We start from the raw sequence: 5,642 nt of genomic DNA, 5'->3' as shown, positions 1-5,642 counted from the left end.
CGCAATCGTCCACGATCAGGCTGAAACGTCGTCCACGATCAGCTTGAAATGGCGTCCACGTTCGGCTGAAACGCCGTCTACGATCGGCTGAAACGAGCGTCTACGATGGGCTGAAATACGCAGGCGCGTATGAATCCTCAGCTGAGGGCCGTGCAGGCTCTCCGCAACTGGATTGCCGGGCTCGCAGTTCCGACCACTACGTGCCGTCGCTTGGCTTGCCGGCGCTCCACTCCGAAGCTATGTGCTTGTTCCACACGGTCAACAACCCGATGACGGTTCCGCCGAGTCTTTCCCGCAGCTCAGCGGGCGAGCAGGCCTTCAGCTCATCGGTAGTCACGTCAATGACTAGCTTGGGACTCTCGCCAGCTCTCGTCACCTTGGCAAAGCACAGGTTATTTTCCTCGTCCAGATATATACATAGGCACGGGTACTTCATTGCTTTGCTGCGAGCGACAGGCGAGATGGAGGCGCTGACGGCTACTTCTTCGGCGATGGCGCTGTCACCGCGTAGGGGTCTTTCGTGCCCACCCTGCCGGAGTATGGGTTGACGTTCCCCTTGCTGCTGTAGTTGTCGACCATCGTGCTGTTCGGGTTTGTCGCCATGCTTGGCGGTACGTATGTGCCGCTCTTGGTCACATGCCCGCTGATGTAGTGGCTTCCCCCCTTCGCAACGCTGCCGCTCGCCACGGCCGCGCCCACGATGAACAGCGCTATAGCTGATGCTTTCATACTTGTCCCCTAAAGTCGCCCACAAGTGTGGGTGGCTAATGCTGCGGCTGATCTGACGCGACGAGACCCCCTCGCTGGGGTGATGGAGCGAGAAAACAAAGGCGCCAGCAAGCGGCGTGAGAAAGGTCACAGTCACAAGAATGTGACAGCGGCACTGTCCTACAAAGGTACGGGAGCGAGCCGGCCGACATTCGGTCCATGAATTTGAGCAATCGCTTTCCGTCGCGCGCGGTCATCCGGCAGATGCACCTGATTTATCTGCATGCCCGTAAACGCAGCCTTGTGGCAGCCATCGAACGGGAGCGCAGGCGCGGCCGGAGCACAGCGCGTCTACAAGCTGCCCTTGATGCGGTGCTCGCCCGGTCAGCCTCGCTGGTGGCGCTGATCAGCGCCGAGAAGGCGGCCGCAAGGTCGGCCGAGGCGTCTGCGCGGGTTCCTCGGTTAGTGGAGTACCCGGCGCCGGAAGCGAAGGTGGGTTCAGCGTCCCGGCCGGCCTTCTCGTCAAAGCGCAGGGCCGATGAGACGCCTTAGAAGAGCGATGCGAAGTCAGTGCCTGGTGTGCGTCGCGTACGCCGAGCCTCGTCGTCGATCCACGCTTCGGCGGCCCCGATCGCTGCACTGAATGCTGACTCAGCGTCTTGGAACTGGCCCAGATCGATGAACCGCTGCGAGCGCAGGCCTCCACGCTCAGGGCCGACGACGGCTACTGACGCGCAGACGCCGCCGTCGGCCGGAACGATCATGGGAGTGATCCTGTGGCCTTTGTACTCGACAGCTTTCATACCGGCGCCGGGCTTCTCTTAGTGGCGTTGGGCTCATTGTGGGGACGTAGACCCCGCGGGTTGACTGCCACGCTTGCCGTTCGTCGGCAAGACGTGCAATGCGGCCGGAGCGTGTGGCTCCCAGGCGTCTAGGTAAGGGCGCCCCGCTGCCTGCCAGCTCTGGCTCGCACCTGACATCCGGGTCCTCCATCGCCGTAGTTCATTCCGTCATTCGGCCAGGTAGAGCCTCCTCAAGCATGCAGCCCGCTCCTCTTATCTCCGCCGCTTCCGCCCGAGAGCTAGTCGTTCACTTGCGCCAGCTCCACGCCCCGGTTCGCGAGCCAGCTGACGCGCTTACGGAATCACAATGCGCGCGGTATGCGGTCGCGCGCTTGCTCGCCGCGCTCGTGCCAGGCTCGGAGCTGCGCTATCCCCTGCGCGTCGAATGCACGGGCGGGTCCTACTTCAGCCTGTTCCTGCCGACCGTGGCCGTGGGTATCGATTGCGCGCGAGCCGCACCGGAAGAGTGGGCCCGGATCCTGGCCGCGCGCGACCAGCACGACGCCGCTGTTCCGCTGCGGGCGTTTGCTCCAGGGCACCAAAACCTCGCCAGCTTTGAGCCACAAGGCTTGTCGCAAGAAGCCTCCAGGTGCCCTCGGCGCTGGAAAGCCGGCGACGTCCTGACCCAGTGGGCGGCGGCAATGGCGTACTGGATCGAGGACAACACCGTGAAGCTGAGAGCGGGCAGCTACGCCCGACACGCCACAAATTGGCTGCTTATCGACGACGGGTGGCCCGTATCAGCCCTACGCCGCCCGGGGGACGTGGCCGAGGCCGCGCAGCTGTGCTTGTCGCAGGTGCGACCCTACCTCGAGGAGCCATGCTTTGCGCGGATCTTCATCGCCTCGGGACGGTGCCTGCTGAGCGTACACCCGAACCCGTTGACTTCCGTGCTCATCCCCGACCTCTGGAGCCGTTAGCTGCGGGCGAGACGAAGGTGCTCATGTAAGGCCGAAGATGGTCACCTCAAATATGTGAGCATCTTCGCGTGTTGGTGAGCACCTTCGACCTGTGGGCTCCTCAGAAGAACGACCAACTAAGGGCGCCAGCTTGGAGCAGCCCCGCCGTCACCAACGGCGCTCCTCCTCGAGAAGCGGCATGATGTGACACGTCCAGAGAGACAGCCATGGCTCGCGATCCCCCCATTTACCGCAGCGATCTTCGAGGCCGCTTGGGGCTGTTCTTTAGCCGGCTGATCAGCCGGATCCCGTATAGCTACAGCGTTGTCGCAGTTCTCTTGTGCTTAGGGTCCAGCCCTGCTCTGTCGCAGGTGTTCTGGAGCGGTACCGAGTTCGGCGATTCGATCAGCGACGTTCAACGCAAGGTGCCCGCAGCCGGCGCTCCTGTGCCACTGGCCGAGCTCCGTCGCGGAACGAGCAGCTTCAAGGAGCTGGACGCTTTAGAGGCACGCGGAGTCACGAAGGTAATGGCTGCCTCTAGCAGCTTGTCAAGCACGCGTTTTGCCGTGCTGTTCCACTTTTCTCAGGATCGGCTCGTCAAGGTAGTTCTAACCAAAGACGAGGCTTCTACTAATTCCGAAGCGAAAAGGCTAGCGCTGCAGTTAACTCAAACTCTGCGGAAGAAGTATGGTTCGCCCAGAATCTTGCCCGACAAGGAAGACGGAAGCCTGAGTTTTTTCTACAAATCCGGTCGTACGCTGATTCTGTTCTATACGGGTCCCGTTGATCGAGAGAATGCAATGCTGATCTCGTACACACTGGAAGACGACAGTTCACCGGCCCCGGCCGGTCCCCGAGCAAAGTCACCGAGGCCGCGTGACGAACTTGGACGGCTATAGCTCGCTCGTCGTCGCTAGCAACGCAGGCGCGCGGCGAGGGCGCGTACATGCCAGCGCTTTGAACAGCTACGGCAGATCGTTGCAGGCCCGGATGGGCCGCGCCCTCAGTACACGCTTCGCCCCTGGAGATAGCTGTGGACTGCGGCATCGACGCGCTGCCGACGATCTCGTGCCTGTGCTTAGGTAGCCAGGACATGATCTGCCACGTGCCCCGAACTCTCGAACTCCCGCAGAACTACGCTGAAGGAGGCCGCGCAATCACGTCCCGCCTGCTCAAACTTGCGTCGCAGAGCGGCCCAGTCTGTCCAGAGCAGGTCGTCGTCAGATTCGCGCATGGCGGCTCCTAGGGCCTGTCGACAGACTACTCCAGGCAGGGCACCCCAAAACCTCCCCAGCGTTCCCGCGAGGCTGTAGGTTTAGGAGCCGCAACACCCGTACCTTTAGGTGCCTTCCTCGAGTCGGCGGACGAGATAGGCGTTGATTTCTTCTTCCACTGCCTGCCGGCGCTCGCGCGCCTCCCTCCAACGATTTAGATCATGCACATCAACCAGGCTGCTCCGAGTCTCGACTTTGCGCAAGATCGCGGTGAAGGCTGAGGAGGCCTCTCGACGTGACAGTTCGAGCTGGCGCCTCATCGTTGGCCATTCCGCTTCACTGCTAGCGGCTTTGTTCGATGAGGGCATAGTTCGTCTCCCAGCCAGCACCTGTAGCTTGTGCCGGCAGCCTTGGGACGAAAGCGCCCGCTACATAGGCATTCCGCGATGCGTGCGGAGCTTACGCCCCGCGATCCATAGGCACGGCGCACCGCGCACGTCACACGCTTGGCAACTCGCGGAGCCACCACTTCTAAATACCGAAGGTATTCAGCGAGCTGGGCCAAGCGTGTTTACGGCGCCAGATTCGGAGATCGTCAGTCGGATGTACCTGGCCTCGCCGGGGGTGAGGCGGGCCTCGAGCGGAATGTGGTCAGTGCTCGGGCGAGCGCACCCCGACGCCCCTTCCGGGTAGGACCAGGTGGTCAAGAGGTGCACGCCCGGTTCGACAGGTACCTGGACACGCTCGCCCGGCGCAAGCCTTGCAACCAGCCTACGTCCGACGAACAGCGCCAAGTAGCAGGTACCGCTCCCGCGTTGGTAGACCGCGACGATGGTTGCGTTCTGCCCCGGCACTTGCGGCTCCACGAAGACGCGCTGCGGGGGCGCATCCGTCAACTCTGGCGCCTCCGTCGCCGCCGTCGAGCAAGCCGCAAGCGTCAGAAGCACGAGCAAGGCAGGCCACGTTCGCATCTTGGTCCTCCCGACCTATAAGGGCTGATCGCCACGCGGCCTGCAGCTCTAAGTCTTAGGTGCAGGCATCGTAGCCAAGCACTAAGACACGCTGATTACCTACGCCGAGGGATTGACCGCCTGCAGCTCAGGCAAGATCACCCCGCACGTCGGCCCAGCCGTGCAGCCGCTACCTCGCACCGAGGTCGCCCCGCAGCCTGCTGTGCCAGAGGGCTGAGCAGCCTTCGCAGCCGCTGGCGCTCTCTTCTGCTGGCGTTCAGCGGCTCCGTGGAGGGCGGGCCCTGCTACGCCCCGCGCGCTCGGGCCGTGCGCTGGCTTGTCAGACATTTGGCGCCACGTCGCCTATCCTGCACTCGCATTCCGTCTTGGCCCTGGCGTCAAACCGGACCAAATCCGGACCGCAAGCGGACCGAAAGCGGACCACAACCGGACCGTAGGCGGACAGAGGTGACCAAGAGCGGCTACCAAGCGAACCGTAGCCGCACAGAGACCGAACCGAGAGCGACAGTGCCCAAGTTCACGATCACGATCCAAGACACGCCCGAGGGCGTCTACATCGCCAGCGATCCGCCTGCGGAGGAGCTGCAGCGGCTGGCGGCGATGGGGCAGCTGGAAGGTGCCGCGGGGTACGTTGTGGCGGTCTGGGCGGCGCTGCTTCAGCTGAGCCAAGCTGCTGGGACGCCGCACGAGCCGTTCCACGGCGAGCATTGAGGCGCTGGCGCTGATCCCGGCGCGTGCCGGTGGTCGCTTGGAGCCTTCGCTCAAACAGCGCGGACTGTGGTCCGATCTGCGGACTTCGACGGGCTGATGGTGGTGGGGTGACCACGCAACGATTGCCCGTGGCTTCAGCAGCTACAGCAGGCAGTTTTGGTGCTTGGCCTCTAGGGAAGGTCTGCAGAACACGTTCCGCAGCAAGGAGTGAGTGGAACTAGTGCCATCGAACGGTTTGGGGTCCGCGAGAGCCGGCTTCGGACTGCGCAAGGGCCTTCGGCAGGCCGACTCGCGCGC

General features: G+C 63.2%; 6 protein-coding genes. 4 read left to right on the top strand and 2 right to left on the bottom strand.

Going from position 1 to position 5,642, the window contains the following annotated elements; genetic code table 11:
* Positions 1 to 477: 477 nt before the first annotated feature.
* On the bottom strand, positions 478 to 729 hold the full coding sequence (locus HQN59_RS25690; RefSeq protein WP_176071979.1) for a hypothetical protein: 252 nt from the start codon (positions 727 to 729) through the stop codon (positions 478 to 480).
* Positions 730 to 927: 198 nt separating this feature from the next.
* Between HQN59_RS25690 and HQN59_RS25685 the strand changes: the two genes are divergently transcribed.
* A complete protein-coding gene (locus HQN59_RS25685) occupies positions 928 to 1,260 on the top strand; it encodes a hypothetical protein (protein WP_176071978.1) in 333 nt (110 codons plus the stop codon).
* On the opposite strand, the gene HQN59_RS25680 is transcribed toward HQN59_RS25685, so the two are convergent.
* Positions 1,257 to 1,472 carry a hypothetical protein gene (locus tag HQN59_RS25680; protein WP_176071977.1) on the bottom strand — a complete coding sequence of 72 codons (216 nt, stop codon included), beginning with the start codon at positions 1,470 to 1,472 and terminating at the stop codon, positions 1,257 to 1,259. The genes HQN59_RS25685 and HQN59_RS25680 overlap by 4 nt on opposite strands.
* A 410-nt stretch (positions 1,473 to 1,882) precedes the next feature.
* Here HQN59_RS25680 and HQN59_RS25675 point away from each other — a divergent pair, with 410 nt between their 5' ends.
* From HQN59_RS25675 to HQN59_RS25665, 3 genes are all read left to right on the top strand, one after another.
* The gene (locus HQN59_RS25675) at positions 1,883 to 2,470 is read left to right on the top strand and encodes a hypothetical protein (protein ID WP_176071976.1); all 588 of its coding nucleotides are present in this window, start codon (positions 1,883 to 1,885) and stop codon (positions 2,468 to 2,470) included.
* A 206-nt stretch (positions 2,471 to 2,676) separates the two neighbouring features.
* Positions 2,677 to 3,348 carry a hypothetical protein gene (locus HQN59_RS25670; protein ID WP_176071975.1) on the top strand — a complete coding sequence of 224 codons (672 nt, stop codon included), beginning with the start codon at positions 2,677 to 2,679 and terminating at the stop codon, positions 3,346 to 3,348.
* A 1,793-nt stretch (positions 3,349 to 5,141) separates the two neighbouring features.
* Positions 5,142 to 5,345 carry a hypothetical protein gene (locus tag HQN59_RS25665; RefSeq protein ID WP_176071974.1) on the top strand — a complete coding sequence of 68 codons (204 nt, stop codon included), beginning with the start codon at positions 5,142 to 5,144 and terminating at the stop codon, positions 5,343 to 5,345.
* Positions 5,346 to 5,642: the final 297 nt, after the last annotated feature.

Source organism: Rhizobacter koreensis, assembly GCF_013366375.1.
Classification (GTDB): domain Bacteria; phylum Pseudomonadota; class Gammaproteobacteria; order Burkholderiales; family Burkholderiaceae_C; genus Schlegelella_A; species Schlegelella_A koreensis.
The sequence above is the reverse complement of the archived record's forward strand: the minus strand, read 5'-3'. Positions and strand labels throughout refer to the sequence as shown.